Origin of the sequence: Iodobacter fluviatilis (assembly GCF_900451195.1) — a bacterium.
GTDB classification, from domain to species: Bacteria; Pseudomonadota; Gammaproteobacteria; order Burkholderiales; family Chitinibacteraceae; genus Iodobacter; species Iodobacter fluviatilis.
Genome location: NZ_UGHR01000003.1, coordinates 14,099 through 31,495 on the forward strand (window position 1 = coordinate 14,099; position 17,397 = coordinate 31,495).

Annotated in this window: 17 protein-coding genes; 7 read left to right on the forward strand and 10 right to left on the reverse strand. The window is 51.2% G+C overall.

Going from position 1 to position 17,397, the window contains the following annotated elements:
• Positions 1-19: 19 nt before the first annotated feature.
• Genes DYD62_RS24245 through fliE form a run of 3 tightly spaced genes read right to left on the reverse strand, consistent with a single transcriptional unit; the run spans position 20 to position 2,459 of the window.
• Positions 20-472 carry a hypothetical protein gene (locus DYD62_RS24245; protein ID WP_267896132.1) on the reverse strand — a complete coding sequence of 151 codons (453 nt, stop codon included), beginning with the start codon at positions 470-472 and terminating at the stop codon, positions 20-22.
• Positions 456-2,111: a flagellar basal-body MS-ring/collar protein FliF gene (gene fliF, locus DYD62_RS15390; protein ID WP_115228340.1), complete on the reverse strand. Its 1,656-nt coding sequence runs from the start codon at positions 2,109-2,111 to the stop codon at positions 456-458. The genes DYD62_RS24245 and fliF overlap by 17 nt, the downstream gene beginning before the upstream one ends.
• Before the next feature lie 15 nt (positions 2,112-2,126).
• The gene (gene fliE, locus DYD62_RS15395) at positions 2,127-2,459 is read right to left on the reverse strand and encodes a flagellar hook-basal body complex protein FliE (RefSeq protein WP_172476517.1); all 333 of its coding nucleotides are present in this window, start codon (positions 2,457-2,459) and stop codon (positions 2,127-2,129) included.
• Positions 2,460-2,682: 223 nt separating this feature from the next.
• Here fliE and DYD62_RS15400 point away from each other — a divergent pair, with 223 nt between their 5' ends.
• From DYD62_RS15400 to flhA, 7 genes are all read left to right on the forward strand, one after another.
• Positions 2,683-3,501, forward strand: a complete 819-nt coding sequence (locus DYD62_RS15400; protein WP_132038675.1) for a FliM/FliN family flagellar motor switch protein — start codon at positions 2,683-2,685, stop codon at positions 3,499-3,501.
• 4 nt (positions 3,502-3,505) lie between these two features.
• Positions 3,506-3,844, forward strand: a complete 339-nt coding sequence (fliN, locus tag DYD62_RS15405; RefSeq protein ID WP_115228342.1) for a flagellar motor switch protein FliN — start codon at positions 3,506-3,508, stop codon at positions 3,842-3,844.
• A complete protein-coding gene (gene fliP / locus DYD62_RS15410; RefSeq protein WP_115228343.1) occupies positions 3,841-4,572 on the forward strand; it encodes a flagellar type III secretion system pore protein FliP in 732 nt (243 codons plus the stop codon). The genes fliN and fliP overlap by 4 nt, the downstream gene beginning before the upstream one ends.
• Entirely contained in the window at positions 4,572-4,844 is a 273-nt protein-coding gene (locus tag DYD62_RS15415; protein ID WP_046353564.1) for a flagellar biosynthetic protein FliQ, read from the forward strand. The genes fliP and DYD62_RS15415 overlap by 1 nt, the downstream gene beginning before the upstream one ends.
• Before the next feature lie 423 nt (positions 4,845-5,267).
• Positions 5,268-6,053 carry a flagellar biosynthetic protein FliR gene (fliR, locus tag DYD62_RS15420; RefSeq protein ID WP_115228344.1) on the forward strand — a complete coding sequence of 262 codons (786 nt, stop codon included), beginning with the start codon at positions 5,268-5,270 and terminating at the stop codon, positions 6,051-6,053.
• Positions 6,046-7,188: a flagellar biosynthesis protein FlhB gene (flhB, locus tag DYD62_RS15425; RefSeq protein ID WP_115228345.1), complete on the forward strand. Its 1,143-nt coding sequence runs from the start codon at positions 6,046-6,048 to the stop codon at positions 7,186-7,188. Before fliR ends, flhB begins: the two co-directional genes overlap by 8 nt.
• Positions 7,185-9,278, forward strand: a complete 2,094-nt coding sequence (flhA, locus tag DYD62_RS15430) for a flagellar biosynthesis protein FlhA (protein WP_115228346.1) — start codon at positions 7,185-7,187, stop codon at positions 9,276-9,278. The genes flhB and flhA overlap by 4 nt, the downstream gene beginning before the upstream one ends.
• 203 nt (positions 9,279-9,481) lie before the next feature.
• Here the strand turns inward: flhA and DYD62_RS15435 are convergent, their stop codons facing one another.
• From DYD62_RS15435 to DYD62_RS15465, 7 genes are all read right to left on the reverse strand, one after another.
• On the reverse strand, positions 9,482-10,387 hold the full coding sequence (locus tag DYD62_RS15435; protein WP_115228347.1) for a hypothetical protein: 906 nt from the start codon (positions 10,385-10,387) through the stop codon (positions 9,482-9,484).
• A gap of 66 nt (positions 10,388-10,453) precedes the next feature.
• A complete protein-coding gene (locus tag DYD62_RS15440) occupies positions 10,454-11,323 on the reverse strand; it encodes a flagellin N-terminal helical domain-containing protein (RefSeq protein WP_115228348.1) in 870 nt (289 codons plus the stop codon).
• A gap of 602 nt (positions 11,324-11,925) precedes the next feature.
• Positions 11,926-12,957: a hypothetical protein gene (locus DYD62_RS15445; protein WP_115228349.1), complete on the reverse strand. Its 1,032-nt coding sequence runs from the start codon at positions 12,955-12,957 to the stop codon at positions 11,926-11,928.
• Positions 12,958-13,064: 107 nt separating this feature from the next.
• Positions 13,065-13,961, reverse strand: coding sequence for a flagellin N-terminal helical domain-containing protein (locus DYD62_RS15450; protein WP_115228350.1), 897 nt, complete (start codon positions 13,959-13,961; stop codon positions 13,065-13,067).
• Between the two features lie 323 nt (positions 13,962-14,284).
• The gene (gene flgK, locus DYD62_RS15455; RefSeq protein ID WP_115228351.1) at positions 14,285-15,664 is read right to left on the reverse strand and encodes a flagellar hook-associated protein FlgK; all 1,380 of its coding nucleotides are present in this window, start codon (positions 15,662-15,664) and stop codon (positions 14,285-14,287) included.
• 155 nt (positions 15,665-15,819) lie between these two features.
• Positions 15,820-16,128 carry a rod-binding protein gene (locus DYD62_RS15460; protein WP_115228352.1) on the reverse strand — a complete coding sequence of 103 codons (309 nt, stop codon included), beginning with the start codon at positions 16,126-16,128 and terminating at the stop codon, positions 15,820-15,822.
• The gene (locus DYD62_RS15465; protein ID WP_115228897.1) at positions 16,128-17,210 is read right to left on the reverse strand and encodes a flagellar basal body P-ring protein FlgI; all 1,083 of its coding nucleotides are present in this window, start codon (positions 17,208-17,210) and stop codon (positions 16,128-16,130) included. Before DYD62_RS15465 ends, DYD62_RS15460 begins: the two co-directional genes overlap by 1 nt.
• Positions 17,211-17,397: the final 187 nt, after the last annotated feature.

The following is a 17,397-nucleotide window of genomic DNA, read 5'->3' on the forward strand; positions in this document are numbered from 1 at the left end:
CCGGCAGCGCTTCAACGACCTAGCCCGCTAAATGCGGCGGCAGGAAAGCCAGGAAAACGGCCTGCATACGCACATGCTCGTGTGCAATTCTATCGGCCAGCCACTGCGGGGAAACCCATTGCAAGCGGGCCATCTTTGGGCGGATTTCATCGCCATAAATGCTGTTGAGCACACTATTGGCAATATCGCCGCCTAAGGCCAGATCCAAAGAACGCTGCAAAAAAGAGCGCGATGCGCCATGCACGCCGCTTTGCTCGCGGTACTCGTCAAAAAATTTCTGAATCGATACCTTTACCGTATCAACCTTAATGCCACTCATGCGCGACATCACCTGCGTGACGGCCAGCAATTCCTCACGCCCTAGGCAGCGCAGCACATTGGCAGCAGGCTCTTCGCCCATGCTCAATAAAACAATGGCCGCCTGCTCTACCGGAGTCAGCGCGGTTTCGGCCTGATTATTGATTGCGTCCATCTTTTTGTACCCACTGTTTAACGACTTCGGCAACGCGTTCCGGCTCTTTGGCAGCCAGCTCTTTCAAATGATCAACCAGTACGTCCACCGAAGAACCCGCCGGAGGAAGATCGTAATTCTCTAGCAAAGGCACCACCGGCATAGGCTTCGCAGATTTGGAATAGCCAGCCGCAACAGCGGGCTCTGCCGCGTTTTCAGGCGTGATATCTAGCTCGGCAGGCGGAGCAGCTAGGCCCAGTGGCGCGGCAGGTTTTCCTATCCATTCTTTAAGCAGCTTAAAAGCAGGGCGCACCAAGAATAAAAACGCCAGCAGCAATCCCAGCGCATAAGCGAACAAACCAATCGCATCATAAATGGTGCTGCGTTCCAGCCACCAAGGCGTGGCAACCGGACGAGCCGTAAACGGCAGGGTAGAAACCATTAACTGATCGCCCCGCTCGCTATTAATGCCCAAACCATTGCGTAAGATCTTTTCAATATTGGCAATTTGCGCGGGCGTCCAGCCCGCCTTGGCAGAAGGAGCAGCCGCATTACTCAAAACCACCGCCACATTGAGACGACGCAGTGCACCACGGGCTTTTTTTGTGCTGGTAATACTTTTATCGTAAGCGTACTGGCGAGTCATCGCATTTTTCTTAAAGCGGCTATCGTCAGTTTCAGGCTTGGCTGGATCAGCATTAACCGGTCGATTGCTTAAGGAGCCGGGAATACCAATCGCACTTTTTTCGCTGGTTTGTTCATCACGGCTGGCCTCGCTGGTGATTTTCGGCGCCTCACCGTATTGCTCTCGTGTCTCTTCTACCTGGTCGTTATCTACATCGGCGGTGACGCTCACCTTGAAGTTATCCGCCCCTAATACCGGATCAAGCAAATCACGGATGCTGCTCAGGGTTTGTTCACGGTAGCGGCTGGCGCTGTCGTTTTCATTCGCCGAAAAACCGCTGGCAGCCGTATCTAGGCGCGCAGATAAAAGACTGCCCGCTTCATCCACCAGCGTCACTTTCCGCGGGCTAAGGCTGGATACACTGCCAGCTACCAGATTAACAATCGCGGCTATTTGTTCCTGATTTAATTTCTGGCCTGGCTTTAAAGAAACAATAACCGACGCAGAGCTTTTATCAATTCCCGAATCAACAAAAGAAGAAGATCTGGCAATAGATAAATGCACCCGTGCGCTGGCAATGGGATCTAATGCCAGAATACTTTGCACTAATTCGCCCTCAAGCCCGCGGCGAAATCGTACATCCTGTACAAACTGGCTGACGCCTAATGGATCATTCTTATCGAGCAATTCAAGCCCGGCAGGTAATTTAGCCACCACGCCTTTAGCCGCCAATAGCATACGCACGCGGCCTAAATCGCTGTTTTCAACCAGCACCTGACCACTTTGCGGATGCAGGCGATATTTAATGTGCTCCGCATCCAGCACCGTCATCATATCTGCTACGGCAATTTTTTCTGTATTACCAAATACCGGTTTGTAATTGGAATCGTCATGCCACAAATACAGAATAAGCAATACGCTGATTGCAATGGCCAATACTGTAATGGGCAAAACCATTTTTACAAACGATGCAGGATTACGCTCATTATTTTTTAAACGTAATGTTTCAAAGCCAGCTTTTAATTGTGCGTACATGTTTTCCTGCTGCCTTTACAAAGGCATTTTCATCAGATCATCAACCGCACCCATGACCTTATTGCGCACTTGCATCATCATTGAGAACGATAAGCCCGCCTCCTGGCTCATCAGCATTGCGCCGACTAAATCGTTGCTGGCCCCGCTATCCACCTCGGCCATTTTGGCCGCTGCCATTTGATCTTTGGCATCAACGCCACGAATGGCATCGGCCATGATCGCCATAAAACCACCATTATTTTGGCCATGAGCATCAGGCGAATGCAGGCTGTTTCCTGAGATGGAGGCCATCTCGCCCAGCATTTTTGTTTGCTCAGTTTTTAAGGCCGAAGCAATTGCATTCACCATTTAAGCACCCCGTGTTGGCCAAAAAATTACGCCATTATTTTTTACAAACCACTTACAGGGCGCGGATTCTAACAGCAGTACACAGGCATAGTTAGCTGTGAATTTTTACCATGCAAAACAGATACATGAACATATCATAAAATTCTAATGTTGAAGTACAATACGCGCGATTTGCCAAATCACCCCTCCCTCTAGGTTCTTTCCCTGATCGGTATATAGCTGCGTGTCTATAGCAAAAACAAAACGTGTACTTCACGAAAAAAATGCAATTCAAGTGCTGGATCACAGCAGCTTAGGCCGCCCTCTGCACCTTTTAGCGGGATTAAACGAGCGGCTGAAAATAGAAACAGAGCAGTTTCTGAAAAGCGAATTCAACCGCCCCTACCGGGCCACACTGGGCGTGACTCAAATCAGCCAGTCCGCCCGTAAAGCCAATCCTGTGAGCTGGATAGATTTGGGTGTTGGCCAATTAGCCGTAGAAATGTCGCGCTCATTTTTGCTGCGTACGCTGGATTATCGCTATGGAGCAAAAGCCCAGCCTGCTGCGATCAGTGAGCAAGATTTAAATGGTGAAGAAACCAGCACAGAACAGCGATTAAAAACCAATCTTGCCAATAAGATAGCCCAGCTGTTTTTAGCGTTTTTAAATCAGGAGGCCAGCGAGTGCAGTGGTCTGAGGACTGAAGCCGCATGGCAAATTGAAATCGAAATAATCGATCAGATTGATCAGCTGAAAGCCAATATCTGTTTAGTACTGGACCATGCCCTGTTTGATTTACTACTGAAATTAGTTGCAAAACCACGCGCCAACAACAAAAGCCAGACCGCTTTCTTTGATCAATTAAAAATAAAATGCCATGCGCATCTGGCAGAGAAATCGCTGACTTTAGATGATGTTTTAAAGCTAAAAATTGGCGAGGTTATGCCAATTAACTTACAAGCTAAAGCCAGTGTGTATATTGGCAAGAGCAAATTGTTTACCGCCAGCGTCGCCGAAAATAACGGCGCTTTATGCCTCACATCATTTGAAGATGCAGAATAATTCCATGAATATGAATGACGATTTTGATTTAGAAAACGCACTGCAAGAGATGGAGTCAAAACCAGAAACCGCAGCACCGGCCAAGCGCGACCTCAATCCATTTTTAAGAAAAATCCCAGTTACGCTGACTTTAGAAGTAGGCGCGAGCGATATCTCCCTAGCCGAGCTGTTAGCCATCGAATACGGATCGGTATTAGAGCTGAATAAGCTCGCGGGTGAGCCACTGGATATCAAAGTGAATGGCACCACCATCGGCAAGGCCGAAGTGGTCATTACCGGCGAGAGCTACGGCCTGCGCGTGGTTGAATTAGATCACCTCGATTTACAAACCTTGGCCTCATGAATCTCTTTTGGCGATTTACGGTCCTGCTGCTGGCAGCGACTCCGGCATGGGCGGAAGACTCACTCAAGATCTTATCCAATAGCGCAACGGTGGGTGATTTAACGGTTAAAACCCAAGTTTTAATCATTATGACTTTGCTGGGATTACTTCCCACGCTGGTTTTAATGATGACCTGCTTTACCCGTTTTGTGATTGTATTGTCGTTGCTGCGGCAAGCGCTGGGTTTGCAGCAGGGCATGCCCAACCGGATTACCACCGGTATGGCACTGATTTTAACACTGCTGGTGATGCGCCCGGTGGGGGTGGAAGTCTGGCAAACCGCCATGCTGCCCTACGATCAGGACAAAATCACCCTGCTGGCCGCGCTGCAAATCGCCGAAAAACCGTTGTCCAAATTTATGCTGGCGCAAACCAATAAATCGGCACTGGCGCAGATATCACGCCTTGCTGGCGAAGGCCCAGTAGCCAAACCCAGCGATCACGCCTTTACCGTAAAACTGGCCGCCTTTGTACTGAGCGAGCTGAAAACCGCTTTTCAGATCGGCTGCATGCTGTTTATTCCCTTTCTGGTGGTCGATCTGGTGGTCTCCAGCGTATTAATGGCGATGGGGATGATGATGCTATCGCCGCTAGTGATTTCATTGCCGCTTAAATTACTGCTGTTTGTACTGGTAGACGGCTGGTCGCTCACCGTCAACACCCTTGTCACCAGCATACAGGCCTACTGATGATCACCCCTGATACCGCGGTTGATCTAGTCAACCAAAGCCTTTATGTGGTGGTGAAACTGGTGATTTTGCTGGTGCTGCCGGGGCTGATTGTCGGCGTACTGGTCAGCCTGTTTCAGGCCGCCACGCAAATTAACGAGCAAACCCTCAGCTTTTTACCCCGCCTGCTGGTCACCCTCGCCGTCATCGCCCTTGCTGGGCATTGGATCGTTGGCCAACTGATGACATTTTGCATCGAGATTTTTAATAATGCGGCGATGTTGGTGGGGTAGCAAAAAAGATTTTCCATAACGGCAATAGGCGCAAACAGCCCAAAAACTTATTAACCACGCTTTGTGTACAGGGCTTTAAAGTCCCCTTGAAACACGCCGAAGCGAGGAACAAGCGGGCGGGGTTTCTTTGATGCCTGTTTGAGCGAAGCGAGTTCCGCAGCCGCCGCTCGATTGTCCGCAGATGAGGGGCCTTCGTGTTTCGTGGGGCGGCCTTCTTTGCTTACTTTCTTGGCCGTTCAAGAAAGTGAGTCCCACGCGGGGGAATCCCGCACCTAAACAGTGTGCCGAAGGCACTAATCATTTTTGATCTTGAATTGGTCCACATCACCACACAAAGGCGGGTTACCGCCGAAAATGTCCACTGCCCCAATAAACACAACAAACGACCTAACCCACCCTAAAGCTCGAAACCACAAGAAAACCATGGACTCCCTGATTAAGGAATTACTCGCAATCCTACCCCTGCTCTGGTGGCCTTTTTGCCGCTATATGGCGGGGTTTAGTTTTGCGCCCTTGATAGGCGAAGCCATGGTGCCGGTGCGGGCGCGGATTGGTTTATCGCTGGTGCTCAGCGTCATCACCCTGCCCCTTATGCAAAAAACCCAAATCAGTATTGATCCCTTTTCTATGCACTGGATTCTTGCCACCTTTGCACAGGTGATTATCGGGCTGATTTTTGGCATGGCGTTTCAACTGGTGATGACCATCCTCTCCATCTTGGGCTTTTTGATTTCATCGCAAATGGGCCTGAGTATGGCGGTAATGAATGATCCTATGAGCGGCAGCTCATCCGATGTGATTTCCACCCTGCTGTATTTATTAGGCGCGCTGCTGTTTTTTGCCATGGATGGGCATCTGGTGATTGTGCAAATTATCTACGGCAGCTTTAAGCTGTGGCCGGTGGCCGATGGGATTAATTTTGTATCGCTCAAAATGCTGGCGCAAAGCCTGAGCTGGGTGTTTGCCGCTGCCCTGCTGCTGGCGATCCCGAGTATTTTTTCTACTTTTATTGTGCAGCTTGGCCTTGGCTTACTTAACCGCGTAGCCCCAGCTTTAAATTTATTCTCTCTGGGCTTTCCCCTTATTACCCTGTTTGGCCTGTTTACCCTTGGCTTGATCAGCCGTTTTATTCCAGGCCACTATAGCCAGCTCAGCGAAAAAATCTTGCAAATGATTGAGCAAATGCTGCATGGGGGCGTGCATGGCTGAAGCGTCTAATGGCGATAAAACAGAAAAAGCCAGCCCACAGAAACTCAAAAACGCCAGAAAAGAAGGGCAGATTGTCCGCTCGCGCGAAGTGGCTTCTGCCGTGGGTTTGCTCGCCAGCTTGAAAGTATTTGCCCTGCTGGCTCCCAGCTATTTAGTTGATTTTGATGCACTATTTAAGCTGGCTTTTAGCTCGCTAGATCAGCCAGGCAGCCTCGATCATGTTTGGTCTGGCCTATTTAGCGGCAGCTTTCTTTTGCTGCTTAAAATGCTGCTGCCTTTAGCCATCATTCCGCTGATGATTATCCTAGCCTCGCTTTATCCGGGCGGCTGGATTTTCTCTGGTAAGCAGCTGATGCCTAAATTTGAGCGCATGAATCCGCTTTCACACTTTGGGCGGATATTCTCTGCCCAGCATGCCAGCGAGCAAATCAAAGCCATTATCAAGGTCCTGATTTTAGGCGTTGTTTTGTTTTATATTAGCCGGGACAGCCTGCCTCAATTCTTTAGCCTGCAAGAGCTCACCCTGACCGAAGCGCTTAATGGCGCTGCGCAATTATTATTTGATGCGCTATTTAGCTTTTGCTTGGTGTTTATCTTATTTGCCGCCATTGATTTGCCGCTGCAAATATTTTTGTTTATGCGTAAACAAAAAATGAGCAAACAAGAGCAAAAAGACGAATATAAAACCAGCGAAGGCCGGCCAGAAATTAAACAACGCATCCGGCAAATTCAGCAGCAATTAGCCCAGCGCAGTATTCGCAAAGCTATCCCTAGCGCGGATGTGATTATCGTCAACCCGCGCCATTATGCGGTGGCTTTAAAGTACGACGAAAACCGGGCTCAAGCGCCCTTTATTGTGGCCAAGGGCATGGATGAAATGGCCATGTATATCCGCCAGCTGGCCGAAATCAACAAAATAGATATTGTGCCGATTCCGCCGCTAGCCCGTGCTATTTATAAAACCACTCAGGTCAATCAACAGATCCCTGCGCCCTTATTTAAAGCCGTGGCGCAGGTGCTGACCTATGTATTGCAGCTCAAAGCTTTTCGCAGCGGCGGCCGCCGTGTTGCTCCCCTATTACCGGATGATTTGGGCATTTCGCCAGAATTAGCAGAGATTAAAGAACCAGCATGAAAGCACTCGCCCCCTATTTAAGCGCCTTAAAGCAATTCAAGCTGGCAGCACCACTATTCTTGCTGGCCATGCTGGCGATGATTATTCTGCCGATTCCGCCGCTGGTATTAGATCTTTTATTCACCTTTAATATTGTGCTGGCGATTATTGTGATGCTGGTGGCGGTATCGGTGAAAAGGCCACTGGATTTCTCTGCCTTCCCAAGCATTATTCTGGCCACCACCCTGCTGCGGCTGACGCTCAATGTCGCCTCTACCCGTGTGGTCTTACTGCACGGCCATCAGGGTACGGAAGCCGCGGGCAGGGTGATCGAGGCCTTTGGTAAGGTGGTGATCGGCGGTAATTTTGTGGTGGGGATGGTGGTGTTTGTCATCCTGATGATCATTAACTTTATTGTGGTCACCAAGGGGGCCGAGCGCATTGCCGAAGTCTCGGCACGCTTTACGCTGGACGCCATGCCCGGCAAGCAGATGGCGATCGATGCTGATCTGAACGCGGGGCTGATTAATCAGGAACAAGCCCAGCGCCGCCGCCGTGATATCGCCACCGAAGCCGATTTTTATGGCTCGATGGATGGCGCATCCAAATTTGTACGCGGGGATGCCATTGCCGGTATTTTGATTCTGCTGATCAATCTGATTGGTGGAGTGGCGATTGGCGCGGCCATGCACGATTTAAGCATGGGTGAAGCGTTCCGCCTTTACGCGCTGATGACGATTGGTGATGGCCTTGTGGCACAGATCCCAGCCCTGCTACTGTCTGCTGCAGCCGCAATTGTAGTCACTCGCGTCAGCGATTCTGGCGATATGCAGGAGCAAATTGGCGAGCAGCTGCTGGCATCCCCCACGGTGCTATTGAGTGCCGCAGGCATTATGTTTGTGCTGGCGATTATCCCCGGTATGCCGGTCGTACCCTTTCTGGCCTTTGCTGCTCTGCTGGCTTATTCCGGCTGGAAAATGCATCTGAATGCAGAAAAAAACCCTAAGCCAGCCCAGGATTTAAAAGCCATCGAATCGGCGCTGCTCAGCAGCGATGAGGCCGAGCTGGATTGGCAAGCCCTGCCTTATGTCGATGTGTTATCCATATCGCTGGGTTATAAATTAGTCAGCCTGATGGATAAGGAGCAAGGTGCGCCGCTGAGTAAACGTATCCGTGGCGTGCGCCAGACGCTGAGCGAAAATATGGGGATATTGCTGCCGCATATCGCCATGCGCGACGATCTGCGCATCAAGCCATCGCAATACACCATCCGCCTCAACGGCAGTGTGGTGGCGCAGGCCGAAGTATTTAGCGATCACTTAATGGCCATTCCCTCGCCCGAGGTTTACGGCAATCTGGACGGTATTCCCGGCGTAGACCCTGCCTACGGCATGCCGGTCACCTGGATTGCCAGCAGTGACAAAGCCAATGCGCTGGGGCTGGGTTATCAGGTCATCGACTGCCCAAGCGTGATTGCCACCCACTTAAATAAAGTCATCCGCAGCCATCTGGCCGAGCTATTCCGCCACGACGATGTCAGCGCCTTATCTGAGCGGCTTACCGTGCTCGCCCCCAAGTTAGCGGCAGCGCTGAATACCGCACTCAACGCCAACCAGCTACTGCGCGTTTACCGCTATCTGCTGGAAGAAAATGTCTCGCTCAAAGACATCGTGCCCATCGCCACCACCTTGGTCGACGCCGCCGACAACGCCAAAGACCCCATCATGCTGGCCGCCGAAGTGCGCTGCACCTTAAAGCGGCAAATCGCCCAAGCCATTCTGGGCAATAAGAGCGGAATTAAAGCCTTTAACCTCAGTGCCGAGCTGGAAAACATGCTTTTAGGATCGCTCAGCCAAGCCCAGCAAAATGGCAAGGTAGCGCTGGATAGCTTCCCCATCGACCCCAATGTACTCGGCCAGCTGCAAAGCAATATGCCACTGGTGCGTGAGCAGCTCAAACAACAAAGCGCCCCGCCTATCCTGCTGGTCATGCCACAAATCCGCCCCCTGCTCGCCCGCTACGGCAGACTATTTGCACCTGGGCTGCATGTGCTTTCTTATAACGAAATTCCAGATAATTATGATGTGAGTTTGGTGGGGACGATGGGGTGATGGCGTTACCCCCCTATAGGCATCAAGTTAAGCGTTCGTCATGGAGTGGATCGGCATTTTATAGGGTGTACAACGACGCAGTCGTTGCGCACCAAAGGCCGGTGCGCAAGAAAAACAACTTGCACACCCTATGAAAATCAGCTTTTTTGCTAGGTTTTTGCCCTAGTTTGATACGCATAGGGGTGATGGCATTACACCCCAGCTCAATAATCCATCGCTTCCAATAAAACCAGCACTTCAGCCGCAAATTTAAATAAGGGCTGCGGAAGCTGGGCGGCGCTAAGGGTGGCGGCTTTGCGGGTAGGCATGCTGCGCGGGTGCTGTTGCCTAGCGACGCTAAAGCGAATAAGTCGTAAACCAAGCCGGATCGCAGCGGCTTTAAAATGATATTCCAAGGCGTTTAGCTCATCGTGCCAAATATCATCTGCCCACAGGCTAAACGCCAAGGTTTTGGCCTCCTGACTCATTACCAGCTTAATTTGCCCCCATTTGGGCAACACAATTTCCAGCAATAGCTCTAAAGATGCATGCTTTACAGAGCCATTTTGCGGCTCGTCTTCTTCTACAAACCACAGCCGTAAGATGGGGCCGCCCCAGAGCCAGAGCGGGATATTCGCCGATTCGACAGGTGCTTGCTGGCTGATCAATTGCGCGCTAAATAAACTGCCTGCGGCAAATTGCCCGCTATCTTGCGCCACACGCATCGCAAGGTAAGAAATCGTCCCAAGTAATTGCACCCGCCAAGCATTAGCCAGCTCGGCAATTTGAGGCTTATGCCTAGAAAATCTGGGGTTATCACGCAAAACCAAGGCATCCAGCAAGCCTTCATTTGTTGAGACTTGCGGCCCGGCCCTGGTTTCCAGAGCCAGTAATAAGCGGGGCTGATTTTCTAGAACACGTAATAAAAGCGGCCGGCTTAAAGGCCAGTCTGCGGCCAGCTCTGGCAAGTAAATATTAAGCTCCACCCCGGCGGCACTGCGTAAATGCAGCTCGCCACAAGGCTGACGGGCAACAATATCCAGCAAGAGCAATTCATTACTTTTAAACTGGCTGGCTAGGGTAGCCTGCACCCGTGGTGCAAGGCCTGTGCTGCACACTCTTCCCAGCATTTTTAAGTCCTAAGCGAAAAAAAACCAGCTGCAAGAGCAGCTGGTTAGTATCCAATCGTTACCGGATTATTGCATCAGAGACATCACCATTTGGCTCATCGAGCCGCTTTGCTTCAGCATCGAAGTACCGGCTTGCATCAGCATCTGGTTAGAAGTCATTTTCGCTTGTTCAGTCGCGTAGTCTGTATCCATGATACGACCCTTAGCCATCTTGGTATTGCTGTCCATATTGCCCAAGTTGTTATAAACATGGTCAAGACGGTTGGCGTTTGCACCCATATCTGAGCGAACTGTACCTACTGCTTTCAGTGCAGCTTCAAGCTTAGTAATTTGCGCATTGGCACCACCAGCCGAAGTCAGCTCTGTACCTGCAGTACCAGGTGTTGTGTAAGCAGCCGATGCCCCGCCCAAGGCGGTATCTAATGCCGTTAATCCTGTTTTCAGATCTACAGTCATTTTTTCTGCAGCACTCGCACCAATCTGGAAATCAACTGTTGCGCTACCCAACTTACCTGCTGTTTTATCCAATAAAGCCTCACCACCAAAGGAGGTGTTCTTCATGATATTGCCCATTTCCTTACCCAGCGCGTCGAACTCTGACTGCATCGCTGTTTTGTCGTCTGCCGAAGCAGTGCCGTTGGCGCCTTCAGTAGCAAGGTCTTTCATACGCAATAAGATGCTGCTTACTTCGCCCAAAGCGCCTTCAGCTGTTTGCAACATGCTGATACCGTTTTGAGTGTTCTTCATCGCAGCCTGCATACCACGGCTTTGCGCGTCCATACGTGTGGCAATTTGCAAGCCAGCAGCGTCGTCCATTGCAGAATTGATGCGCAGACCTGTGCCCAGACGGGTCATGGATGTGGTCAGAGCAGATTGGCTAGTGCCCAGGTTACGTTGGGTAGAAAGGGCAGCGGCGTTTGTGTGCAGGCTCAACATGGGGAAGAACTCCAAATGACAAAGTAACGGCACCCGCCATTGGGCGCCTCTACCTATCCAAGGCGACAAGCCCGTAGAAATTCTTAAGTAGTATATTAGTAAATATTTACATGCGCATTGTAGAGGGCGAAGGGAAACCTAAATCTTGAAACACGGAGGGCACTGAGAACACAGAGTTTCACGGAGGAAGACAGAGTAAAAGCACTTGGCTTAGCTTGAAATATTTTCAAAGTACAAACAATTAATTTTTATCGCAGATCACAGCACAGGGCTTAAATTTCCCCTTGAAGCGCGCCGAACGAGGAATAATCAGATCGGGGTTTCGGCAAAGGGGTAGCGAGGCAGCGAGCGCGCAGCCTTTGTCGCCGAGCTGATTATCCGCAGTGAGGGGCTTTCGTGCTTCGTGGGGTCGCCTTCTTTTGGTTCTTTTCTTGGCGAAGCAAGAAAAGAACGCCCCCGCGGTGGCTACCGCTCCTAAATCAACGTGCCGAAGGCACTAAACAGCATTGTTTATGATTTTGCTTAGCTGTTGGGTTACGCGGATTTGTCCGCCTAAAACAAGCTTGCAAACCCGCTAACCCAAGCTACAAATGCATAATCCACTATCTCAACGCCAACAAAGACAGCACCCGGTAACGACTCATCCCCATCAGCGCCGGGGCGATGTCGCTGAAGAAGCGGTAATCACTGCTTTGATTAAAGCGCGCATTAAAATCACCCACAAAACTTTGCGCCCATTGAGATTCGTCCATCGTGGAGAGCTGCTCAATTGCCAGCTTTGCCTCGCCCATAGCGCTGCTGATGGCGGCTCGGGTTTGCTCCAGCAGCTCAAGCGCCATCACTACTTTTTGCAAACTCTGCCGCACGCTGGCGTGATCATCAACGGACCAGCTGTTGGGCGAGATAGCGACGGCTTCGCTTTCAATTTTTAAGCGATTAGCCTGCCCGGCAGGAAAACGAATCCCGCCGCCCCGAATCGCCAGCTTGTTTTGCAGTGGTGCTAAGGCTTCTTCCGCCACCGAAAAAGTGAGTGCGCCGCTTTGATCGGCTTCGGTTCGGATGCCCGATGGCGCAAGTGCGCGGTTAAACTGGCGCAATACATTTTCGCTGCTGACTTCAGACCCCACGGCCACCGAGGCAGGGCCGGTACCGCGCACGCCAGTATAAAAAGTCAGCATTTCAGCTTGGCCACTACTTAAGGCTTCCAGCTCCAAGCCACGAATACGGAAGACTTCTTTTGCATCCTGCGATAGATGAAACTTTAAACGGCCATCCACACTGCCACCCGTGCGCTGGCTGCGATCAGCCCAAAGTGCAGAAAACCCAGCCACTTTAGCACCCAGATCGCCCGTATCTACCCGCCGTTGCCCCAGCTCTTGGCTTAATTTCAGCTTTAGGCCAGTCAGCTGATCACTCAGCTCATCGACATAATCCAGCGCACGCTGCCCAGCAGTCAGCTGCTCATTTAGCTGAGTGCTGTAACGCCAAGCCCCAAGCTGTTCGCCCTTTGGCTGACGCACGGCAGCCAGCTCACCCGATACGGTGGGTGCTGCGGCGATCACTGGCTTGCTATTAATTCCTGAGTTGCGGCCTAATTTATGACTGCTATCCAATCTGGGCAACGCTGCTGCCATACCCAACATCCTTTTAAATCACTTCAAAACCCGGACCAATCCATGACATTGAGTCCTGCTTACCGGGCTGGGAACATCGCACTAAACCGCTGAGCCCACTCTTTTATTCAAAGCACATCAAACAAAGACAAGCTGCTGACTTTTCCATAAGCCTTTTGAGAAGCTTGCAAAGCTAGCTTATAGCTATCCATCGTCACCATTGCCTCACCATAATCGAGGCTGCCTAATAGCCTAACCGATTGCTGATTGGACAGGCTGACATTGGCATGATTGTCTTCCATCATCTGCATATTATTTTGCGCGCCGCCCAGATTGGCGATCTTGCTGCCCACACTTCTGAGTGCAGCATCAATCCCGTTAATACCCTGTTCTACTGCCGGGCGATAGCCTGTAGCGGGTGGATTTTGCAACGCAGTAATGGCCAGATCAAGCTGATTTAATAACGCCGCCATTTCTGGCAAAGCCACATTCGAGGCTTGTGTCACGCCATTGCCCACCACCACCAGCTGCTGATCGCTATTGCCCAGAGCGGTATAACGACTGCCTGCAGTGGCGGTGTTATCCAAACCCAAAGTCGCTGTCGAGCTGGCTGTACCAGAAAAATAATAATGCCCTTCCTGATCCCTGGTATTGCTTGTGAAATACAGGCTGTCTCTTAAGCTGACCAGGCTCGCGGCAATATCTTTTACATCTTCTTTAGAGACCGTATCGTCCGCCCCAAGAAGCAGCACACGCGCCTGCATCAGATCCTGAGTCATCCCATCCAGATAAGATTCATTCATGGATAAGCGCGAGCGCAGCGCACCAATATTGCTGGTGTACTGGGTAATCGCGGCCTCTTCACGCTCTAAGCGCAGCAAGCGCACGCTGGAAATCGGGTCTTCTGACGGCAGTAAATAACGCTTACCCGATGACATTTTTTGCAGCAGCTCAGCCATATTGCCCGAAGCAGATTGCAAAGATTCATTCATGGTTGTTTGTAACTGGGTACTGGCGATACGCATAAAAACTCCATCAATTTAAACAGACCCGCTGGCCATAGCGAAATAACGCCCCTAATGTCGTACACCTATGGGTTTTGACATTAGCCTCCCCCTTAGTAAAAGGGGGATTTGCATTGGTTTGGCCCTTTTTTGTAAAAAGATACAGAGCTAAATCCCCCCTAGCCCCCCTTTTTCAAAGGGGGGAACAAGTGCATTAAACTTATGCAGATATGCTTAATTGGCTTAAGTAAACGACATTAGGCTCACTTCTCCGGCATTTCTGTGTAACTCTGTTCTCTGTGGTTCAAGGTTCGGATTTTACCCACAAGCCATTGCTATATGGCTTAGCCAAAAGCGGCCAGGGTGCTGTCGAACAGCTGATTAGCAATCGCAATCACCTTCATATTGGCCTGATACATTTTCTGGTACTCGATGATATTCATCGCTTCTTCATCGCGGTTTACCCCGCTGGTGCTTTTCCAATCCTGCTCGGACTGACTGCGCACTACTTTGCCGGTTGCGAGTGAGGATTGATTTTGCTGGCTTTCAGAAGCCAAGCGCCCTAAAAGCTGAGCATAGGCGTCGCTCAGCGTGACGGAGCCAAGGCCTAGCACCGTGAGCGCCTGGCTTTGAATATCAATCAATTTTTGCAAATTACCGCTACCACCGGGCTTGCTGGCGTCACTGGCAAAAGCTAAATCTTCCGCCACAATGCCGGGGCGAAGTTTGAGCATGGCTTCCGGGTTTTGCGCGTCAAACACAAACAGTGCCTTGCCCGGTTGGCCTGTTAAATCAAAACCGGCAGCATGCTGGCCGTTAATTCGTCCGGCCACTTCGCCCGCCAAAGTACGTATGGCGTCTTCCATCGGCTTTAAGCTATTTTTCTCGTATTCATTTAAGCCGCCTAACTGGCTACCAATACTGCCGCCGTTCAGGGTGAATTTTTCTTGAGCAAAAGACAATTTAATCAGCTGGCTGCCATCTAGCTGCGTTTCTGTGCTCATCACCGAAGAGCTATCGCCAACCACCAAGGGCTGGCCCGCACGCAAGGTAACCGAAATCGCACCGTCGTTTTGATTCACCACGCGCACATCAACCAAGCCGCTAAGCTGATCAATTTTGCGATCACGCTCGTCCAATAAGCCCGACGGGTTCACGCCTGTGGCGGTGGCCGCGACAATTTCTTTATTCAGGCGGGCAATCGATCCGCCCAAGGAATTCACCTGCGTGACCAAGGCAGTGCGCTGCTCATTAATCGAGGCATGCTGGGCGCTTAATACGCGGTTCAGATTATTAAAACGCTGCGCCATAGCACCCGCTTCAGTAATCACACCTTGGCGCAGCGCCAGCGAGCTGGGCTCTACACTGGCCGCGCCCAAAGCGGCATAAAATTTATCCAGGCCGCCACTAATGCTGCTGCCCGACGCGCTCATCACCTGCTCCAGCTGAGTTAAATAACCCTGCTTGGCAGCGCTTTCGCCCATATTGGCCGATGCCTGCCACATTTGCAGGCTGCGATACTGATCGTTGAAGCGGCGAATGGATTGAATATCCACGCCAGAACCGGCGCTGTGCGGATCGCCCACCGATGGGGCGATGGCGGATAAAACCACGCCCTGACGCGAATAGCCGGGAGTCATTACATTAGAAATATTTTGGCTGGCGGCATTCAGCGCGGCTTGTGCAGCCAGCGCTCCGGCCAGCGCATTTTGCATCATGCGCATCGGGGGGCTTTATTTAGGGATAAAGGAAGGTTGAGCAGCCTGCTAATAGCAGAGCCACTCTGTTGTAAGGCGACACGATTGGCAGTTTTATTAAGCAGAATATTTACATATTTGCAGTCTATGCCGGCTTAAGCCCCGCTCTAGACCAAGCCACATCATTTTTCCGGCAGCAGCTGCGCCATAATGGCATTGGCCACGCCAAACACCCTTTGTTTGGCCAGCTCTGCAGCCACGGCCTGATCGGCAAAATCCAGCATATCGCTATTGATGGTATTTTTAAAAATACTGTCTTCACTGCTGATTTCACGTGTGGCTTTACGCATTTGCTTGAGCATATCCTGGATAAAAAAGCTCTCGAACTGCACCGCAGCCGTTTCTGCTTTTTTACGATAGGCCTTGTTCTCAGCGATAGGCGGCGAGTCTGTTGCTTCAATTTGCAAAGACGAAGAAGAAATAGGATTCATCAAATCACCACCAGCTCGCCATCCAGAGCCCCCGCCTGATCGAGCGCCTGCAAGATCGCCATAATGTCGTCCGGCGATGCGCCGGTGCTGTTTATCGTATCGATAATTGTTTTTAAGCTTGCGCCCGGCGGCCAGCGGAACATCTGGCCCGAGCCTTCGCGCACATCGACTTTAGACCGAGGCACGGTGGCGGTCGTGCCGTTACTAAACGCACCCGGCTGGCTGACTGCGGGTGCTTCAGAAATCACAATTCTTAATGAGCCATGCGAAACTGCGGCGGCTCTGACCGTCACGCCCTGGCTGATCACCACCGTGCCGGTACGGGAATTAAACACTACGCGTGGCACTTCGGTAGCGGCGGTGATATTTAAAGCCTCCAGCTTGGCCACAAAAGCCACCCGCTCGCTTGGGTCAACAGGCGCAACAATCTCGATATTGGTGGCATTCTTGGTGCTGGCGATTTTGCCAAAATGGCGATTGACCACGCCGACAATTTGCGTGGCGTTTTGAAAGCTAGGCCGCTTTAAGCTCAGCGTTACCGTTGGCCGCGTATCAAAATCGCTTTCGATCTCGCGCTCTACACTCGCCCCGTTAGGAATCCGCCCCGAAGTGGGTGTGTTCACCGTGACGCTAGAACCACTGCTACCCTGCGCCGACAAGCCGGTAATCACCACATTGCCCTGTGCCAGCGCATAGACCTCGCCATCGGCAGCTTTTAGCGGCGTAAGTAGCAATACACCACCGCGCAAGCTTTTGGCATCCCCCAGTGATGAAACGGTGATATCAACCGTTTGCCCCTTACGATAACCCGAGGGCAAAACCGCATTCACCACCACCCCTGCCACATTCTTAACCTTGGTTTCACCCGTCTGCTTCACCCCAAACTGGCGCAGCAAATTGGCTACGGATTGCCCGGCAAACTTCACCTGCGAGTTATCCCCCGTGCCATTCAAACCCACGACCACGCCGTACCCCATCAGCTGATTCTCACGAATCCCTTCCACATTCACCAAGGTACGCAATTCCTGAGCACTGGCCGTTTGCAGCAGCAGGCAGAGCCAAAACAGATATTTAAACTTCATAGATTCCACTTCAAAACAACGATATGCAGCCCGATAGGGCGGGAGCAAGCCCATATGCGCTAAGCAAATACAAAGAAATTTTTAGTGCCTTCGGCACGTTGATTTAGGAGCGGTAGCCACCGCTGGGGCCCTACTTTCTTGCTTCGCCAAGAAAGTAGGCAAAGAAGGCGACCCCACGAAGCACGAA